Below are 18,983 nucleotides of genomic sequence, written 5' to 3'. Positions count from 1 at the left end.
CTATGAAATCGCTACTCGACCTGTTCAAGCAATTCACGCCGGATGAGCACTTCGATGCCATCCGCATCGGCATGGCTTCGCCCGAAAAGATCCGTTCGTGGTCTTTCGGCGAAGTGAAGAAGCCCGAAACCATCAACTACCGCACGTTCAAGCCCGAGCGCGATGGTCTGTTCTGCGCCAAGATCTTCGGCCCCATCAAGGACTACGAATGCCTGTGCGGCAAGTACAAGCGTTTGAAGCACCGCGGCGTGATCTGCGAGAAATGCGGCGTTGAAGTCACGCAGACCAAGGTGCGCCGCGAACGCATGGGTCACATCGACCTGGCCGCGCCTTGCGCTCACATCTGGTTCCTGAAGTCGCTGCCATCGCGTCTGGGCCTGGTGCTGGACATGACGCTGCGCGACATCGAACGCGTGCTGTACTTTGAAGCCTACGTGGTGACCGACCCCGGCATGACCCCGCTGAAGAAGTTCAGCATCATGTCCGAGGACGACTACGACGCCAAGCGCAAGGAATACGGCGACGAATTCATCGCCAAGATGGGCGCCGAAGGCATCAAGGACCTGCTGGAATCCATCGACATCGACCTGTCGATCGAACGCCTGCGCGGCGACCTGACCGGCTCTGAAGTCAAGGTCAAGAAGAACGCCAAGCGCCTGAAGGTGTTGGAAGCCTTCAAGAAATCGGGCATCAAGCCCGAGTGGATGGTGCTCGAAGTGCTGCCCGTGCTGCCACCGGACCTGCGTCCGCTGGTGCCGCTCGATGGCGGCCGCTTCGCCACGTCCGACCTGAACGATTTGTACCGCCGCGTCATCAACCGCAACTCGCGTCTGCGCCGCCTGCTGGAGCTGAAGGCCCCTGAAATCATCGCCCGCAACGAAAAGCGGATGCTGCAGGAAGCCGTCGACTCGCTGCTGGACAACGGCCGCCGTGGCAAGGCCATGACGGGCGCCAACAAGCGCGCGCTGAAGTCGCTGGCCGACATGATCAAGGGCAAGTCGGGCCGTTTCCGCCAGAACTTGCTGGGCAAGCGGGTGGACTACTCGGGCCGTTCCGTGATCACCGTGGGCCCAACGCTCAAGCTGCACCAGTGCGGCCTGCCCAAGCTGATGGCCCTGGAGCTGTTCAAGCCCTTCATCTTCTCGCGCCTGGAAGCCATGGGCATCGCGACGACGATCAAGGCTGCCAAGAAGGAAGTCGAATCCGGCACGCCGGTGGTGTGGGACATCCTGGAAGAGGTCATCAAGGAACACCCCGTGATGCTCAACCGTGCGCCTACGCTGCACCGTTTGGGTATCCAGGCCTTCGAGCCCATCCTGATCGAAGGCAAGGCCATCCAGCTGCACCCACTCGTCTGCGCGGCCTTCAACGCCGACTTCGACGGTGACCAGATGGCTGTTCACGTCCCGCTGTCGGTGGAAGCGCAGATGGAAGCCCGCACGCTGATGCTGGCCTCCAACAACGTGCTGTTCCCCGCATCGGGCGAGCCCTCCATCGTTCCTTCGCAGGACGTGGTGCTGGGCCTGTACTACGCCACCCGTGACCGTATCAACGGCAAGGGCGAAGGCCTGGTGTTTGCCGATACCGGTGAAGTGCAGCGTGCTCTGGACGCCGGCGAAGTCGAACTCGCCGCCAAGATCACGGTGCGCATGACCGAGTGGACCAAGAACAAGGAAACGGGCGAATTCGTTCCATCCACCTCGCTCGTGGAAACCACCGCTGGCCGTGCGCTGCTGTCCGAAATTCTTCCCAAAGGCCTGCCGTTCTCCAACATGAACAAGGCGCTCAAGAAGAAGGAAATCTCGCGCCTGATCAACGTGTCCTTCCGCAAGTGCGGTCTGAAGGAAACGGTCGTGTTTGCCGACAAGCTGCTGCAAAACGGCTTCCGTCTGGCCACGCGCGCCGGTATCTCGATCGCCATCGACGACATGCTCGTGCCTCCACAAAAGGCCGGCATCATCGAACGCTCCGAGAAGGAAGTGAAGGAGATCGAACAGCAATACGTGTCCGGTCTGGTCACCTCTGGCGAGCGCTACAACAAGGTGGTGGACATCTGGGGCAAGGCCGGCGACGAAGTGTCCAAGGTGATGATGGCCCAGCTCTCCAAGCAGAAGGTCATGGACCGTCACGGCAAGGAAGTGGACCAGGAGTCCTTCAACTCCATCTACATGATGGCCGACTCGGGTGCCCGGGGTTCTGCTGCGCAGATCCGCCAGGTGGCCGGTATGCGGGGTCTGATGGCCAAGCCTGACGGCTCGATTATTGAAACGCCTATCACCGCGAACTTCCGCGAAGGTCTGAACGTGCTGGAATACTTCATCTCCACCCACGGTGCCCGTAAGGGTCTGGCCGATACGGCGCTGAAGACCGCCAACTCGGGTTACCTGACCCGCCGTCTGGTGGACGTGACGCAGGATCTGGTTGTGACCGAAGAGGATTGCGGCACCGCCAATGGTTCGCTGATGCGCGCCATCGTCGAAGGCGGTGAAGTGATCGAATCGCTGCGCGACCGTATCTTGGGCCGCACGGCGGCTGAAGACGTGCTGCATCCAGAGAACCGCTCGGTGCTGGTCCAGGCGGGCGTCATGCTCGACGAAGACATCATCGAAGGGCTCGAAACCGCTGGGGTGGACGAGGTGAAGGTGCGTACCGCACTGACCTGCGAAACCCGCTACGGCCTGTGCGCCAAGTGCTACGGACGCGACTTGGGCCGTGGCGGCCTGATCAACCTCGGCGAAGCCGTGGGTGTGATCGCTGCCCAGTCCATCGGTGAACCCGGCACGCAGCTGACCATGCGTACGTTCCACATCGGTGGTGCCGCTTCGCGTGCCGCCATCGCCTCGAGTGTGGAAGCCAAGTCCAACGGCGTGATCGGCTTCAACGCCACGATGCGCTACGTGAGCAACACCAAGGGCGAGCTGGTGGTGATTGCGCGTTCGGGTGAAATCATCATTCACGACGAGCATGGCCGCGAGCGCGAACGCCACAAGGTGCCTTACGGCGCGACGCTGACGGTGAAGGCCGACCAGACCATCAAGGCTGGCACGATCCTCGCCAACTGGGACCCGCTGACGCGCCCCATCATCACCGAGTTCGCCGGCCAGACCAAGTTCGAGAATGTCGAAGAAGGTCTCACGGTGGCCAAGCAGGTCGACGAAGTGACCGGCCTGTCCACGCTGGTGGTGATCGATCCGAAGCGCCGCGGCGCTGCCAAGGTCGTTCGTCCACAGGTGAAGCTGATCGATGCCCAAGGCAACGAAGTGAAGATCCCTGGTACCGACCACTCGGTGACCATCGGCTTCCAGGTCGGCGCGCTGATCCAGGTGCGCGATGGCCAGGACGTGGGCCCTGGCGAAGTGCTGGCCCGTATCCCGGTCGAAGGTCAGAAGACCCGCGACATTACCGGCGGTCTGCCCCGCGTGGCCGAGCTGTTCGAAGCCCGTACTCCGAAGGACAAGGGCACGCTGGCCGAGATGACCGGTACCGTGTCGTTCGGCAAGGAAACCAAGGGCAAGGTCCGCCTGCAGATCACCGATCCCGAAGGCCACGTGTTCGAAGAACTCGTGCCGAAGGAAAAGAACATCCTGGTGCACGAAGGCCAGGTGGTGAACAAGGGCGAATCGATTGTGGACGGCCCGGCCGACCCACAAGACATCCTGCGCCTGCTGGGTATCGAAGAGCTGTCGCGCTACATCGTGGATGAAGTGCAGGACGTGTACCGCTTGCAGGGCGTGAAGATCAACGACAAGCACATCGAGGTGATCGTTCGCCAGATGCTGCGCCGCGTCGTGGTCGAGAACGTCGGCGAGTCGAACTACATCGGTGGTGAGCAGGTCGAGCGTTCCGAGATTCTCAACACCAACGATGCGCTGCAGTCCGAAGGCAAGATCCCTGCGACCTACAGCAACCTGCTGCTGGGTATCACGAAGGCATCGCTGTCGACCGACTCGTTCATCTCGGCGGCTTCCTTCCAGGAAACCACCCGCGTGCTCACCGAGGCTGCCATCATGGGCAAGCGCGACGAGCTGCGTGGTCTGAAGGAGAACGTCATCGTGGGCCGCCTGATCCCTGCCGGTACCGGCATGGCCTACCACCAGGCTCGCAAGGCCAAGGACGCCATGGACGACGCCGAGCGCCGTGCCATCGCCGACGCCGAAGCAGCCGAGATGGAAGCCCAGGCAGATGCACCGGAAGTCGAAGGCAGCATCTCCACGGCGACCGACGCAGCCGCTGACTAAGCCCTCGGGCTGCCCCTGAAAAGCTCCCGTCCTGTCCTTGGCAGGCCGGGAGCTTTTTTCTGGAGCACGCGCTTCGATCTTTTTTGTCTTTTTCTCTCATTCCCTTTTCGGGCCGGAACACGTGGTGCACGTGAAGACGGCAACAGTGCATGTGGTCATCGCCTCTTTTCTGGATTGTTTTCGCCATTGCCGTCTTTTGGGCCTTGGGTGCCTACAACCGCCTGATGCGGCTGCGTTCGGCCGTTGTGCAGGCTTTTGGCAGTTTTGACGCGCACATGGTGCGGTTGCTGGCGTTGCTGGGGGAGTTTGGTGCAGCGCATGCTGTGCAGCAGCCTCCGCCAGCGGGTGTTATGGCACCGGAAATGGCTGCCCTGCAAGGCGCCACCACCCAGTTGAGCGCATCGCTTGCCATGGCGCGCGCCCGTCCGCTGCAATCAGAGGCTGTGGCGGCCTTGGTGGCCGCACGGGAAGTGCTGCATGCCTCCTGGCAAAAGGCTGTACCCAATTTGCCAGGGGACAACAACGCGCAGATGCCTGCGCTGGCCGATGCCGCAGACTTGTTGCCCCGGCCCGCGTTGCTGTGGCAAATGCGGTGGGACGAGCATGTCCAGCAGAATGACCAGGCCACCCGTGTTTTCAACGACGCGGTGTTGCACTACAACGCAGCCATTGCCCAGTTTCCAGCCAATTTGCTGGCCTGGGTGTTTGGATTCAAGGCCGCCCGCAGGCTGTAGAAAGGTTGCCAGGACCACAATGAACCCTCCATCTGTACCACCACGTGTACGCCCTATGTCCTCCGCAGGCGCCACCAACGGGCCACGGCGTGCCCGCCCTCTCGCCAGCCCCGGCGACGACACCCACCGCGCGGGGGCGGCGGCCAGCCAGCCGGTAGCTCTGTGGCAGCAGCTGGAGGCTGTGGCTGGCGCTTTGCAGGCCGTTCGTGGCGGTCAGTCGGGGACGGCCGCACTGGCGGCCGTGGAGGCAGGCCTGCGCCCTGGCGTGCAGTCCCTGTTGTTCCAGGTGCTGCGCCAGGCAGGGCGCGCCGAGGCGTTGCGCCGTCAAATGGTCGCACGCACCCCCCCGCCGGCGGCGGATGCCTTGCTGTGTACGGCGCTTGCGCTGTGCTGGAACCCCGATGAGTCCCCGTATGAGCCGTTCACGTTGGTGAATCAGACGGTAGAGGCGGCCAAGCGCAGTGCGTCCACCCGTGCGCAGTCTTCGTTCCTCAACGGTTGCCTTCGCCGCTTTCTGCGCGAACGTGATGCGCTGGTCGCCCGTACCGATGGTGATCCGCTGGCCCGCTGGAACCATCCTGTGTGGTGGATTGAGCGGTTGCGCAAGGACCATCCTGGGCATTGGGAGCAGATCCTGCAGGCCAACAACGCCCACGCACCGATGACGCTGCGTGTAAATGTACAAAAAAGCAGCCCAGCGCTTTACCAGAAAGCGCTAGCAGCTATTAATTTGGAAGCGGAGCGGTCTGGTGACGCAGGCCTTGTGCTGGGGCATCCCGTGCCGGTGCAATCGCTGCCGGGGTTTGACCAGGGCTGGGTTTCGGTGCAGGACGCTGCGGCCCAGATGGCTGCGCCTTTGCTGCTTCAAGGCCTTGATCTCACCCAGCCTTTGCGGGTGCTCGACGCCTGCGCGGCCCCCGGGGGCAAAACCGCGCACCTGCTGGAGCTGGCCGGGGCCGATGCGCTGATGCAGGTCATTGCGCTGGAGATCGATTCCACCCGCAGTGCCCGCATTGGCGAAACCCTGCAGCGCCTCGGGCTGCGCGCCCAGGTGGTGGTGGCCGATGCAGCGCGCCCGCAAGACTGGTGGCAGCAGCATTGCGGTGGCGCTCTGTTTGATGCCATCTTGTTGGATGCGCCTTGCACGGCCTCCGGCATCGTGCGCCGCCATCCCGATGTGCGGTGGCTGCGCCGCGAAAGCGATATTGCACAGCTCGCCACATTGCAGGCCCGGCTGCTGAAGACACTGTGGCCACTGTTGCGCCCGGGTGGGCGGTTGCTGTACTGCACCTGTTCCGTGTTCCGTGCCGAAGGTGACGCCCAAGTACAAACGTTTCTTGCACACAACACCGATGCGCAATTGCTGCCATCGCCGGGCCATTTAATTCCCGGCAACGGGGACAAGCCCGGGGCTGTCCCGGACAATCAACCGGGTGACCACGACGGATTTTTTTACGCACTGTTGCAAAAATCGCCTCAATGAGTCCCGTTGGACTCAGTGGGTGGCGATATGCGTACTCTTTCTGTTGATGGGATGGGCCGCAATGGTGCAGCAGGCCATCGCGGGGCAGCCGGTGTCCCCCGAGGTGGGCGAACTTCGTCTGGATCGGGCCGAAGATGGCGTCTACCTCAGCGCCACGCTGCAGTTTGTATTGCCTGAGCTCGCTGAGGACGCCCTGTACAAGGGCATCCCCATGTTCTTTGTCGCCGAAGCGCAGGTGCTGCGTGACCGCTGGTATTGGTCTGACCGCCAAGTGGCTGAAACCACCCGCTATCTGCGCCTAAGTTATCAACCTCTAACGCGCCGGTGGCGTCTGAATATCTCTCCAGTGCCCTTTACCAACAGCGGCCTGGGTGTGGTGCTGGGGCAAAATTTTGACGACTATGCCGATGCGTTGTCTGCCATTCAAAGAATTTCGCGCTGGAAGATCGCTGAAAACGACGTGATTGAGGCCGATGCCCTTCACACCGTCAATTTCCGGTTCAGGCTCGACATGTCCCAGCTGCCCCGACCGTTCCAGATTGGTGCCGTCGGGCGTTCGGGCTGGAATCTGCTGGTCTCCCGCAGCCAGCGCCTGGCTGCGGAGCCTGTGAAGTGACCCCCACGGGCTCATCCAAACCCGAAGCCTCGGCATCGGCCCATGCCGCAGCCCGCCAGTCGCGCGCTGTGCGCTGGGCGGTGGGGGTCGGGGCGGCCATCATGTCGGCGATCGGGATGGTGCTGCTGTTCCTCCTCACCCTGGCCACCAACAACCGCGCGCTGTACGAGCGCAACTACGCCTGGCTCTTTGGCGTGAATGTGCTGGTGGCACTGCTGCTGCTGGCGGTACTGGTATGGGTGGCAGTGCGCCTGGCCATGCGCCTGCGGAAAGGGCGCTTCGGCAGCCGGCTGCTGGTCAAGCTCGCTGCGATATTTGCGCTGGTGGGGCTGATGCCGGGGCTGCTGATCTATGTGGTGTCCTACCAGTTTGTCACGCGGTCCATTGAGAGCTGGTTCGATGTGAAAGTGGAGGGGGCTTTGTCCGCGGGGGTGAACCTGGCCCGTGTTTCGCTGGATTCGCTGGCCGCCGACATGGCCGCCAAGACGCGCAATGCCAGCGCCCAGGTGGCCCAGGTGCCCGATGCGGCGGCTGGGCTGGTACTGGAGCGCATCCGCGATCAGCTGGGAGCCTCCGATGTGGTGCTCTGGAACGCGGCCGGCCAGGCGGTGGCCAGTGCAGGCCAGTCGCGCTTCAGCCTGAACCCCGATCGGCCCGGCGTACCGCTGCTGCGCACCGTGCGGCAGCAGCGCGCCACCGCGCAGATCGAGGGTCTGGATGACATTTCGGACCCCGCCGCAGCACAGAATGCGCGTGTGAAGGTGATCGCGCTGGTTAGCAGCCCCAGCGTGGGGTTGCTGGTGGAGCCGCGGTACCTGCAGGCTACGCTGCCCCTGCCGCCTGCGCTTGTGGCCAACGCTATTGCAGTGCAGGAGGCCAACCGCGAATACCAGGAGCGCGCTCTGGCCCGTGGCGGTCTGCGGCGCATGTACGTGGGCACGCTCACGCTGAGCCTGTTCCTGGCGGTCTTTGGCGCCGTGCTGCTGGCGGTGCTGCTGGGCAACCAGCTGGCCCGCCCGCTGCTTGTGCTCGCCGAGGGGGTGCGCGAGGTGGCGGCAGGCAACCTCAGCCCCAAGGCTGCGCTGCAGGGTAAAGACGAGCTGGGCGGCCTGACGCGCTCCTTCGCGCTGATGACCCAGCAACTGTCCGATGCGCGGCAGGCCGTGGAGCAGAGCATGGGCGAGGTCGATGCCTCGCGCGCCAACCTGCAGACCATTCTGGACAACCTCACGGCGGGGGTCATCGTGCTGGATGCCCAGGGCCTGATCCGTTCGTCCAACCCCGGCGCCACCCGAATCCTGCGCGCGCCAATGGCGGCCTATGAAGGGCGTCCGCTGTCCGAGGTGCCTGGGCTCGCCGAGTTTGCGTCGTCGGTACAGGGGCATTTCGACGCTTTCCTGGGCGACCATGAGCGCCACGGGCTGGACCACTGGCAGCAGCCGTTTGAGCTGCATGCGTCTTCTGGTGGGGTGGGGCAGCACGCAACCAGCCTGGTGGCGCGGGGCGCAGAATTGCCCGACTCGGCCAGACTGTTGGTTTTTGACGACATTTCGGAAATTGTTTCTGCCCAGCGCGCGCAGGCCTGGGGGGAGGTGGCGCGGCGTCTGGCGCACGAAATCAAGAACCCACTCACCCCCATCCAGCTGTCTGCCGAGCGGCTGGAAATGAAGCTCTCCGGCAAGCTGTCCGGCCCCGAGCAGGCCATCCTCGCCAAGTCCGTCAAGACCATCGTGGACCAGGTCGATGCCATGAAACGGCTGGTCAACGAATTCCGCGACTACGCACGCCTGCCTGCCGCAGAACTCCATGCGCTGGACCTCAATGCCCTGGTGTCCGATGTGCTCCATCTGTATGGAGAAGAGAACGCAGCCGTCCGCGTAGAAGCCGAGCTGGACCCGCGCTGCCCTTGTATCGCCGGGGATGCGCAGCAGCTGCGCCAAGTCGTGCACAACCTGCTCCAAAACGCGCAGGACTCCACCGAGCAGGCGCGCGCTGGAACCTCTGAGCCCGTGCCCCCGGTACGCATCACCACCCGCTGGAGTGAGTCCTCGCGCCGCGTGCGGCTCACGGTATCCGACAGTGGCGGTGGCTTTCCGGCGCACATCCTGCAGCGGGCCTTCGAACCCTACGTCACCACCAAGCCCCGGGGCACCGGCCTGGGCTTGGCGGTGGTCAAAAAGATTGCCGATGAGCATGGTGCGCGCATCGACTTGTCCAATCGCACCGAAGATGGCGTGGTGCACGGGGCCCAAGTGTCGTTATCATTCGCCCCTGAACCAGCGGTGGCGTCATAACAACACCGCCCCGCAGCATCCCAAGGCGCTTCAACACACATGGCAAACATTCTGGTGGTCGACGATGAGCTCGGCATTCGTGATCTGCTGTCGGAAATCCTGAACGACGAAGGTCACAGCGTAGACCTGGCAGAAAACGCCACACAGGCGCGCACGGCGCGGGCAGGCAACACCTACGACCTCGTGCTCCTCGACATCTGGATGCCGGACACTGATGGAGTCTCGTTGCTAAAAGAATGGGCGACGGCTGGCGTGCTGACCATGCCCGTCATCATGATGAGCGGCCACGCCACCATCGACACCGCCGTAGAGGCGACCCGGATCGGCGCCTTCTCGTTTCTTGAAAAACCCATCACTCTGCAAAAGCTGCTCAAGGCCGTGGAGCAAGGGCTGGCACGCAACGCGGCTCACCAAGCTGCCCCGGTGGCCGCGGCCCAGGTTCCAGTCCATGCCCCGGCCGATCCCACTTTTTCACAACTGCCCGCCGTGTCGGCCATCATGGCCAGCGTGGACGCCGGGCCCCACGCGCACCAGGGTTTCGACCTGGACCGCCCTCTGCGCGAAGCGCGGGATGGCTTTGAGAAGGCCTATTTTGAATTCCACCTGGCCCGAGAGGGTGGCTCCATGACGCGTGTCGCTGAAAAAACGGGCCTGGAACGCACCCACCTGTATCGCAAGCTGCGCCAGTTGGGTGTCGATCTGGGGCGGGGTAAACGCGGCTAGCCCGCGATAAATTCTTGCCAAGCTCGTCAAAACGGCGGTTTTTTCTGGTTATAATTTGAGGCTCAGGCCCGGTAGCTCAGTCGGTAGAGCAGAGGATTGAAAATCCTTGTGTCGGTGGTTCGATTCCGCCCCAGGCCACCATTCAACAATCCGCAGACGTTCACAGGCGTCTAGCAGATGCAAAAAGCCCTAAGTAAATCAACTGCTTAGGGCTTTTTTCTTGTCCGCAGGTGTTCATGGTGTCCATGCCAAGCCAGCCACTTGTGGGGGCAACTTTGGGGGCAACGGCTCAATTCGGGACAGCTGTCCTCAAAAGTTGCCCCAATGCCTCTGGCAGACACCGCAATTCACCGCGTTCTTCGCGGCATCCAGTACATAAGCCCTTGATCCCTAAAGGATTCAAGGGTTTTTGCATTGAGCGTCTCCCTGTCTGGCCGATGCGGCCACGCATACAGCCAGGCTCGGCATCGGCAGAGGCTGTCGGCGCGCAGTGGACGCCCGCCTCGTTTGCCTTCCCCATGGTGCGGTTTCGCAGACCCTGCCGACCCCCGGGCAGCGCAAAGCCAGGCGTGGCTTGCCGAACAGGTTTCGGGGAGTTGTGTGTAACGGGATCGGACGGGTTTTGAGCGTCGCGAAGCCGCCGGGCAGGGCGGCCCTGGGTGTTGTCTTCCCAGGACCCCATGTCGCCCAAATGGGGGACATACAAATGGACACGACTCAGATAGTCTTTCCCGGCTTTCAAGGGTAGGGCGGGGTTTGGACTTTGTACACGTTCGGCCGTTTGGCGTCCCCTGTTCAATCTCCACATCGCAAGACCATGACGAAACCGACGAACCGCGCAGCCCCAGTCCGCCTCCCCTTCGCCGCCATACGCGCGCCAGCTCCAACTCCCGCGTATCGGCTGGTCCGTCCGGCGAGCCTTGGTCTCGCAGCCCTCCTTTGGCAGATCAACGCCGGCGCTGCCGTGGGCTGGAATGTCGATGCATCCATGGCCGCCCCCAGAGCGCAGCATGCAGGCGCTTTGATGGACGATGGTTCGGTCGCTGTTTTTGGTGGCGTCAATCGGAATGGATTCGTCGGAGGCAGCGAGCGCTATGCCGGGGGGGGGCTTGGACCTCTCTGGGGCTCCATGGGATTCAGGGCAATGTGACGGAGGCGGTCACGCTGGGGACCGGCCATGTGCTTGTCCGATCGGACGGCAGCCTGAGCGCACGGCTGTACGACCCTGTGGCCAACACCTGGGCTCCCGGGGGGACGCAGACTGTATCTCGCAGCCTGCCGTCGATGACGCTGCTGGCCAACGGCAAGGTCCTGGTGGCGGGGGGCACTAACCTCGCCACAGCAGAACTGTACGACCCGCAGACCCGCAGCTGGACGGCGACAGGCAGCATGTCGGTGGTGCGCCGTGGACACGGGGCTGTGCTGCTGCGCGACGGCCGCGTTCTGGTGGCTTCAGGGTTCAATAACGTCGCCGGCGAAGTGCCGGTGGCTGAAATTTATGACCCTGCCACTGGCACTTGGACGGTGGTGGCTCCCCCGCTGGTGCCGCGCCACTATGCCAGCCTGACCCTGCTTCCGGATGGCAGGGCGCTTCTGGCAGGGGGATTCACGGCGGGTGGCGTCACCACGCATGCAGAAATCTACGACCCGTTGTCCAACACCTGGACCGTCACTGGTGCCCTGAGCTTTGCCCGCAATGGTGCAATGGGTTCGCCGCTGGCCCATGCCACGGTGCTTGCCTCAGGCCGGGTGTTGATGGCTGGTGGCTCGGATGGTACGAGAAACACGCAGCCTGCCGCAGAGCTCTATGACCCCGCATCGGGCACGTGGGCGGCCGCTGGGTCGATGGCGACGGGTAGGGAGAATGGCACGGCCAACCTGTTGCCCAACGGCGACGTGCTGCTGGCGGGTGGATACAACAGCAATCCCACCCTGACCTTCCACAGCACGGTCGAACGTTACACACCGGCCGTGCCCCCGGGGCCTGTGCCGGTGCTGGACGCGCTACCGCTGCTGCTGCAGCGCGCCGGTGCTGCGCTGACCTTCACGGGCACCGATTTCAAGGGCGCTACGGGCACAAGCACGCCCCAGCTCCAGTTGCAGCGCGCAGAGAACGGAGCGATCCATACGTGGTTCCCGGTCAGCCATACCGCCAACAGCTTCACATCGCCCGCCCTGGGCACTTTGCCGGCCGGGTTGTACATGGCGCGGTTGGTCGTGGATGGCGTGCCCTCCGTGGCACGGCTGGTCCGGTTTACCGACCCTGTGGGTACACCCATGGGCACACCAGGCGATGGGCAGGCGACCGTGAGCTGGGCGCCGCCCGTCGACACCCGTGGCAATCCGCCGGACGGTTACACCGTTACCTCCAGCCCCGCCAGTGCGGGTTGCACCGCCACGGCGCCTTTGACGGTTTGCACGGTGCCGGGGCTGGCGAATGGCACCCCCTACACCTTCACGGTGCAGGCGCAGCACCCCAATGGCCCAGGGCCCTTGTCGGTGGCCTCTGCGCCTGTGACGCCTGGGACTCGGCAGTACAGTGGGCCTACGCCGGGGGGTGGGGGCACCATCAACGTAGTGGTCGGGGGCGGTGGGGCTACCTGCACCCTGATTGGGGTGGACACCTACGCGACGACACCCCCCGCAGGCGCACCGCCACAGCTTTCTTTTCCGTATGGCGTATTCCGGTTTCGGGCCAGCGGCTGCGTGAATGGAAGCACGCTTCAGGTCGCCATCACCTACCCGAACCCTCTTGCGCCGCAAACGGAGTTCTGGAAGCATGGTCCTGCAACTCCCGCAGCTGCAGCCACATGGTTTGAATACCCCGGGGTCACGCTCAGCCCTGATCGTAGGACGGTGACTTACTCCATCACCGACAACGGGGTGGGCGACAGTGACAGCGCCAGCGGTGTCATCCTGGACCCGTTTGGCGCTGCGGTGCTTGCCGGAAACCCTGTCGCGGTGCCCACGCTTTCTCCCGCCGGGCTTTCACTCACAGCCTTGTTGCTCGCTGCCTTGACGGGCTGGGGCCGCAGGGCGAAGCGCTTCGGAAGATAGCGCCCTCGCAGCGGCCGGGCAATGCTGGCTGCGCGCATGCAAAAGCCCCGGCATCACTGCCGGGGCTTTTCACTGTGAGCCCCAGAACCTGCCCTGGGGCCTCGTTCATGGCATCCGATGCGGTGAGGGCTCTCACAGTTGGTTATCATTGAAGCAGTTTTTTGGAGGCAGCTCTGGGGACCACTGGCTTGTTTTCAAAGTCGTCGTTTTCAGCGTTTGTGCGGGTTCTAGGCGTTCTTTGGTAGAGCCCCCGCCACCCAATAAAAGCCCTTGATTTTTGCCAATCAAGGGCTTTTTCCATTCTGAATGCGGCGCTGGGTTGTGCCTTGGTGTGCTTTTTACAGGGCGCCTCTCCAGCGCCCCGGTTGCTCGAAACGGGTTTTCCCGCGGCGCCGCATTCGATGTTTGTGCCCACCCCACCCAGGCAGTCGCCTGTGCGTGCAGACCCTTCCCCATCGTTTCGACATTTGACCCATGCCCCTTTTGAAGGACACCACCCTCGGTATCGACTTTGGCACTTCCAACTCCGCGATGGCCGTGCGCCAGGGGGCGGGGTTGGCGCGGATGATTTCGCTGGAAGGGAGTGCGCACACACTGCCCACCGCGTTGTTTTTTAATGCCGAGGACCATCGCACGCACTTTGGCCGGGATGCCGTGGGGCAGTACCTGGCGGGCACCGAGGGGCGACTGATGCGATCGCTCAAGAGCCTGCTCGGCAGTGCGCTGCTCCAGGACAAGACGGCGGTGCACAACAAGATGGTGAGCTACCAGGACATCATCAGCCTCTTCTTGCGCATGCTGGTGCAAAAGGCGCGCGATGAGCTGGGCGGCATGCCCGCCCGGGTGGTGATGGGGCGCCCGGTGCATTTCGTGGACGGGGATGCCGACCGGGACCAGCAGGCGGAGGATGCGTTGCGCCAGGCGGCACTGGACGCGGGGTTTGCCGAGGTGTCGTTCCAGCTGGAGCCGATTGCCGCAGCGCTGGACTACGAGCAGCGCATCGCGCACGAGTCGCTGGTGCTGGTGGTGGACATTGGGGGCGGGACGTCGGACTTCACGGTGGTGCGGCTCGGGCCTGAGCGCATGGCGCGCGCTGAGCGCGGCAGCGACGTGCTGGCCACCACCGGCGTGCACGTGGGTGGCACCGACTTTGACCGGCGGCTGAGTCTGGACCTGTTGATGCCCTTGCTGGGATTTCGGCATACCGGGCCCACGGGGCGCGAGGTGCCTAGCCGGGTGTTCTTTGATTTGTCCACCTGGCACCTGATCCAGTGGTTGTACTCGCCGCGCGCGCTGCGCGATGCGCAGAACCTGCGCACGGACTATTCAGACGCACGGCTGCACGCGCGGCTCATGCGGGTGCTGCATGAGCGCCTGGGGCACCGCATGGCCAACACGGTGGAGCAGGCCAAGATTGCGGCCTCGCTGGCCGATGCCGAAGCGCCCATGCCACTGGACTGGATCGAGGCTGGACTTGGCGCCGCCGTGACGCCGGAGGGACTGGCGCAGTTCCTGTTGCAACCCCTCGAACAGGTGGTGGCCTGCGCGCACGAATGCGTGCAGCTGGCGGGCCTGGGTTTGCAGGGGCTTGATGCAATCTATCTCACCGGGGGCTCGTCGGCCCTGCGGCCGCTGCGCCAGGCGCTCAAGGCCGCGTTTCCCGCTACCCCGCAGGTAGAAGGCGATCTGTTCGGCGGGGTGGCGGCAGGATTGGCAGTGTCGGGGCGATAGATCTGGAAGAGGCGCAGCGGCGCCACGGTCGATGGGGGGAGTTCGCCGTAGCGAGTAGGTTTGCTATTGAAAATATAGCTGCTTGCGCTTTCCTATCAAGCGCTAGGTGCCATTTTTGCCTCAAATCCGAGGCTTCGTCAGTCTCCGGCGTCGCCTGCTTCGTCTTCATCGTCTTCATCGTCCGCACCGCTGCGCTTCCACGCCAGTGCCGTGTCGTACAGCACGTTGCGCGATGCACCCGTGATCTCGGCGGCCAGGCGCACGGCGGTTTTCAGTGGCAGCTCCTGCACCAGCAGGCGCAACACGCGCAGGCTGGCGCCATCGTCGCTGGCCACCGCCACCGGGTGCAGCAGCACCACAAACTCGCCGCGCGAGCGCTGGGGGGCGCCGTCGAGCCACGCCGTCAGCTCATGGGCGGGTCGTGTGGTCACTTCCTCGAACTGTTTGGTCAATTCCCGCGCCAGGGTTACCGGGCGATCGCCCAGCACCGCCAGGGCCTGGGCCAGTTCGTTGATGCGGTGGGGGGCTTCGAGCAGCACCACGCAGCGCGGCTCGTGGGCCAGCTGCTGCGCAATCACCGTGGCGCGTTCGGCATTCTTGACGGGCAGAAAGCCCGCAAACACGAAGCCGCCATGTTCGGTGCTGCGGGCCACGGCGCCCGCCACGCTCAGCGCCGTGGTGATGCTGCTGGCGCCGGGCAGGGGCACGGCACGCAGGCCGGCCGCCTGCACGGCGGCCACCAGCCGGGCACCGGGGTCGCTCACGCCAGGCGTGCCTGCGTCGCTCACATACACCACGCGCTGCCCCTGCTGCAGCCGCTGCACCACGTTCTGGGCAGCCTCGGTCTCGTTGTGCTGGTGCACGGCCAGCAACTGCGCGGCACCTTTGTCGATGCCGTAGGCGCGCAGCATGGATTGTGTATGGCGCGTGTCCTCGCAGGCCACGGTGTCGGCCATCTGCAGCACATGCAGCGCGCGCAAGGTGATGTCGGCCAGGTTGCCGATGGGCGTGGCCACCACGTACAGGGCGCCCTCGGGATAATGCTGCGCAGCCGCCGCTTCGCGCGCGGCGCCCTGGGCTGAAGCGAAAGATGCGCTCAATGAAATTCCTTGGAAAGAGAAAACCGGCGGGGGCACCCGGTCTGGCTGCCAAAACCACCACCACGCGTGAACGCGGCAATGTGGCGGAGGACCAAGCCCTGGCCCATCTGCAGGCAGCCGGCCTGCAACTGGTGGTGCGCAATTATCGGACGCCCGGGCGTGGTGGTGGTGAGATCGACCTGGTGATGCGCGAACGGGACGGCACGCTGGTGTTTGTCGAAGTGCGCAGCCGTGCAGGCAGTGCCTTTGGGGGCGCTGGGGCCAGCATCAGTGCCACGAAGCAGCAGCGCATCATTTTTGCAGCCCGGCACTACCTGCTGCGCATGCCTTCCCCGCCGCCCTGCCGCTTTGACGTGGTGCTGGTCGAGGCATCGACGCAGTGGCTCAAGGCGGCCTTTGATGCGCAGTAGGTGCGTCCGTTCCCCATGGCCATTTTGGGCGCCAGCGCAATGCCGGTGACTACGGTTTGCTACAAAAGCTGTAACACGCGGCGGGTATCATCGGGCCCTCATGCTTGAGCAACGCATCCAACAGCATTTCATCGACAGCGCCGACCTGAAGTACCAGGCCGCGCAGGTTCTGAGCCATCCCATCGCCGCCGCCGTGCAGGCCGTCCTGGCCTGTGTGACCAGCGGGGGCAAGGTGATGGCCTGCGGCAATGGCCCCTCGGCCGCCGAGGCGCAGCAGTTCGCCGCGTTCTGTGTGGCCGGTTTCGAGCGTGAGCGGCCCGAGCTGGCAGCCCTGGCCCTCACATCCGACAGCACCTTGCTCACCGCTGCGGCGGGCGGCAGCCATGATGCCGCGCAGCAGTTTGCCCGCCAGGTGCGGGCGCTGGGCCAGGCGGGGGACGTGCTGCTGGCCCTGTCGGTCACCGGCAACGACGCCAACCTGCTGGCCGCCGCCGAAGCCGCCCACGAGCGCGACATGACCGTGGTGGTGCTGGCTGGCCGCACGGGCGGCAAGTTGGCCGCCATGTTGCGCGAGACCGATGTGTTGATCAGCGTGCCCCACGACCGCGCCGCACGCGTGCGAGAAGTCCATGCCCTGGTGCTGCATTGCCTGAGCGACGGCGTGGACGCCCAGTTACTTGGTGAACAGGAGATTCCGCTATGAAGCAAACAACCATGAACCGTACCCAGCGCACGGTGTGCACCGTGCTGGCCGCTGCCGCCCTGGCGGCGGGCCTCTCGGCCTGCGCGCCGTTGATCGTCGGAGGCGCGGTGGTGGGCGGCGTGATGGCCGTGGACCGCCGCACGACCGGCACGCAAATCGAAGACGAAGGCATCGAGCTGCGTGCCGCCAACCGCATCCGCGAAACCCTGGGCGACCGCGCCCATGTCAACGTGACCAGCTACAACCGCCAGACCCTGTTGACGGGCGAGGTGCCCAGCGCCCAGGACCGCCAGACTGTCGAGCAGATCGTGTCGCAGGTGGAGAACGCGCGCGCGGTGGTCAATGACCTGGCCGTGTTGCCCGCCAGCAGCCTGAGCCAGCGCTCCAACGACACCTTCATCACGGGCAAGGTGCGCGCCAGCCTGGTGGACGCCCAGGACATCTCGGCCAACTCCTTCAAGGTGGTGACCGAGCGCAACATCGTCTACCTGATGGGCCGCGTATCGCAGCGCGAGGCCAACCGAGCCACCGAGATCGCCCGGGGCGTGAGCGGCGTGAGCAAGGTCGTGCGCGTGTTCGAGATCGTCTCGGAAGAAGAGCTGCGCCGCATCGCACCGCAGCCCGCGCCAGTGACCACGGACAACAGCGCATCGCCCGGCGGCTGAAAGCAGTCGGTCGGTCAGGCTCGATAGCCTGCACAACCGCTGAACAAAAAATCCCGGCGCGCACCAAGCGGCCGGGATTTTTTGTGGGCGGCTCACACCGAGCGCGGCGGCGAAGAACTGGCGCTGCATGCCCCACTTGGGCTGAGGCCTGCGGCTCCAGGCCTGCCTGCGCAGGCTTGGACAGGCCGAAGAGGCCGCGCCTCTGGCGCGTGTCGCCAAGGCGCCGCAGGCAACTCAGGGGAACCGGCCAGGGAGCCTACTTCAGCCTTTTGACAAGGCTAGACGTATCCCAGCGGTTGCCGCCCATCTTCTGCACATCGGCGTAGAACTGGTCCACCAGTGCCGTCACGGGCACGCGTGAGCCGTTGCGCTTGGCTTCGTCGAGCACCAGGCCCAGGTCCTTGCGCATCCAGTCCACGGCAAAGCCAAAGTCGAACTTGTCGTCCACCATGGTCTTGCCACGGTTGTCCATCTGCCAGCTCTGGGCTGCGCCCTTGCCGATCACGTCGAGGACTTGTTTCATGTCCAGGCCCGCGTTCTGGCCAAACGCCACCGCCTCGGACAGGGCCTGCACCAGTCCGGCAATACAGATCTGGTTGACCATCTTGGCCAGCTGGCCCGCGCCGCTTTCGCCCAGCAGCGTGAAGGCGCGCGAGAACGCCATGGCCACCGGCTGGGCGGCCTCGAAGGCTGCCGCATCGCCACCACACATCACGGTGAGCAGACCGTTCTGCGCACCGGCTTGCCCGCCCGACACGGGCGCATCCACAAACTGCAGGCCCAGGGCCTTGGCAGCTGCGTGCAGCTCGCGTGCCACCTCGGCCGACGCGGTGGTGTGGTCCACGAAGATCGCGCTCGGCTTCATACCCGCAAACGCGCCGTCGGCGCCCAGCGTGACCGAGCGCAGGTCATCGTCATTGCCCACGCAGCAGAACACGATGTCTGCACCCGCAGCTGCCTCGCGCGGTGTTGCTGCATGTTTTGGCGCCTTGGCGCTTGCGTACTCTGCGCACCAAGCTATCGATTTGGTAGCTGTACGGTTGTACACCGTAACCTCATGCCCCGCCAGCGCGAGGTGGCCGGCCATCGGGTAGCCCATCACTCCCAGGCCCAGGAAGGCGACTTTGCGGGAAGGGGTGGCGTCGTAGTTTCGGGGGTTGGTGCTTGGCATGGAAATGGTTCTTGTAAGAAAAGGCCACCATGTCGGCGGCGTTTGAAACTGGCGCGGC

General features: G+C 64.3%; 13 protein-coding genes and 1 tRNA gene. 12 read left to right on the top strand and 2 right to left on the bottom strand.

Features of this window, described 5'->3' with window-relative positions; genetic code table 11:
• Positions 1-2 precede the first annotated feature (2 nt).
• From rpoC to IB243_RS20720, 9 genes are all read left to right on the top strand, one after another.
• On the top strand, positions 3-4,238 hold the full coding sequence (rpoC, locus tag IB243_RS20760; protein WP_010467244.1) for a DNA-directed RNA polymerase subunit beta': 4,236 nt from the start codon (positions 3-5) through the stop codon (positions 4,236-4,238).
• Between the two features lie 149 nt (positions 4,239-4,387).
• Positions 4,388-4,972, top strand: a complete 585-nt coding sequence (locus IB243_RS20755) for a LemA family protein (RefSeq protein WP_192429073.1) — start codon at positions 4,388-4,390, stop codon at positions 4,970-4,972.
• Positions 4,973-5,027: 55 nt separating this feature from the next.
• The gene (gene rsmB / locus IB243_RS20750) at positions 5,028-6,455 is read left to right on the top strand and encodes a 16S rRNA (cytosine(967)-C(5))-methyltransferase RsmB (RefSeq protein ID WP_225585119.1); all 1,428 of its coding nucleotides are present in this window, start codon (positions 5,028-5,030) and stop codon (positions 6,453-6,455) included.
• A gap of 61 nt (positions 6,456-6,516) precedes the next feature.
• Positions 6,517-7,071: a DUF4390 domain-containing protein gene (locus IB243_RS20745; RefSeq protein ID WP_192429071.1), complete on the top strand. Its 555-nt coding sequence runs from the start codon at positions 6,517-6,519 to the stop codon at positions 7,069-7,071.
• Positions 7,068-9,365, top strand: coding sequence for an ATP-binding protein (locus IB243_RS20740; RefSeq protein WP_057229603.1), 2,298 nt, complete (start codon positions 7,068-7,070; stop codon positions 9,363-9,365). Before IB243_RS20745 ends, IB243_RS20740 begins: the two co-directional genes overlap by 4 nt.
• A 39-nt stretch (positions 9,366-9,404) precedes the next feature.
• On the top strand, positions 9,405-10,088 hold the full coding sequence (locus IB243_RS20735) for a response regulator (protein WP_010467253.1): 684 nt from the start codon (positions 9,405-9,407) through the stop codon (positions 10,086-10,088).
• A 65-nt stretch (positions 10,089-10,153) separates the two neighbouring features.
• Positions 10,154-10,229, top strand: a tRNA-Phe gene (locus IB243_RS20730).
• Between the two features lie 1,038 nt (positions 10,230-11,267).
• Positions 11,268-13,145 carry a choice-of-anchor U domain-containing protein gene (locus IB243_RS20725; RefSeq protein WP_370540370.1) on the top strand — a complete coding sequence of 626 codons (1,878 nt, stop codon included), beginning with the start codon at positions 11,268-11,270 and terminating at the stop codon, positions 13,143-13,145.
• A gap of 474 nt (positions 13,146-13,619) precedes the next feature.
• Positions 13,620-14,876 carry an Hsp70 family protein gene (locus tag IB243_RS20720; protein WP_010463060.1) on the top strand — a complete coding sequence of 419 codons (1,257 nt, stop codon included), beginning with the start codon at positions 13,620-13,622 and terminating at the stop codon, positions 14,874-14,876.
• 137 nt (positions 14,877-15,013) lie between these two features.
• Here the strand turns inward: IB243_RS20720 and rsmI are convergent, their stop codons facing one another.
• Positions 15,014-15,976 (bottom strand): 16S rRNA (cytidine(1402)-2'-O)-methyltransferase, encoded by a 963-nt coding sequence (rsmI, locus tag IB243_RS20715; RefSeq protein WP_192429067.1) that lies wholly within the window; start codon positions 15,974-15,976, stop codon positions 15,014-15,016.
• Here rsmI and IB243_RS20710 point away from each other — a divergent pair.
• From IB243_RS20710 to IB243_RS20700, 3 genes are all read left to right on the top strand, one after another.
• A complete protein-coding gene (locus IB243_RS20710; RefSeq protein WP_010463057.1) occupies positions 15,976-16,386 on the top strand; it encodes a YraN family protein in 411 nt (136 codons plus the stop codon). The two genes, rsmI and IB243_RS20710, sit on opposite strands and share 1 nt — an antisense overlap.
• Positions 16,387-16,486: 100 nt before the next feature.
• Positions 16,487-17,089 carry an SIS domain-containing protein gene (locus IB243_RS20705; protein ID WP_010463055.1) on the top strand — a complete coding sequence of 201 codons (603 nt, stop codon included), beginning with the start codon at positions 16,487-16,489 and terminating at the stop codon, positions 17,087-17,089.
• Positions 17,086-17,754, top strand: coding sequence for a BON domain-containing protein (locus IB243_RS20700; RefSeq protein WP_192429065.1), 669 nt, complete (start codon positions 17,086-17,088; stop codon positions 17,752-17,754). Before IB243_RS20705 ends, IB243_RS20700 begins: the two co-directional genes overlap by 4 nt.
• Before the next feature lie 256 nt (positions 17,755-18,010).
• On the opposite strand, the gene IB243_RS20695 is transcribed toward IB243_RS20700, so the two are convergent.
• A complete protein-coding gene (locus tag IB243_RS20695; RefSeq protein WP_192429063.1) occupies positions 18,011-18,925 on the bottom strand; it encodes an NAD(P)-dependent oxidoreductase in 915 nt (304 codons plus the stop codon).
• Positions 18,926-18,983: the final 58 nt, after the last annotated feature.

Origin of the sequence: Acidovorax sp. ACV01 (assembly GCF_014851495.1) — a bacterium.
Taxonomy (GTDB): domain Bacteria; phylum Pseudomonadota; class Gammaproteobacteria; order Burkholderiales; family Burkholderiaceae_C; genus Acidovorax; species Acidovorax radicis.
This window is presented reverse-complemented; position numbering and strand designations above follow the sequence as displayed.